Source organism: Pseudomonas sp. JL2 (assembly GCF_031570495.1).
In the GTDB taxonomy this organism is placed as follows: Bacteria; Pseudomonadota; Gammaproteobacteria; order Pseudomonadales; family Pseudomonadaceae; genus Aquipseudomonas; species Aquipseudomonas rhizophila.
Window position 1 is genome coordinate 1 of sequence record NZ_JAKUDH010000078.1, and the last position, 384, is coordinate 384.

The following is a 384-nucleotide window of genomic DNA, read 5'->3' on the forward strand; positions in this document are numbered from 1 at the left end:
TCCGTTGCCCCGAGACTCTCTTCCAGCCATCCTTCATTGGTATGGAGTCCGCTGGTATCCATGAGACCGCTTACAACAGCATCATGAAGTGCGACATTGACATCCGTAAGGATCTGTACGCCAACAATGTCTTGTCCGGTGGTACCACCATGTACCCTGGTATTGCTGACCGTATGCAGAAGGAGATCACTGCCCTGGCCCCCAGCACCATGAAGATCAAGATCATTGCTCCTCCTGAGCGTAAGTACTCTGTCTGGATCGGTGGATCCATCCTGGCTTCCCTGTCCACCTTCCAGCAGATGTGGATCACCAAGCAGGAGTACGATGAGGCTGGTCCATCCATTGTCCACAGGAAGTGCTTCTAAATCATCAGCAATGTCAGCC

General features: G+C 52.6%; 1 pseudogene. It reads left to right on the forward strand.

From position 1 onward, the window contains the following. A pseudogene (locus MKS85_RS28825) lies at positions 1-365 on the forward strand (actin, cytoplasmic 2); the annotation flags it as partial. Positions 366-384 lie beyond the last annotated feature (19 nt).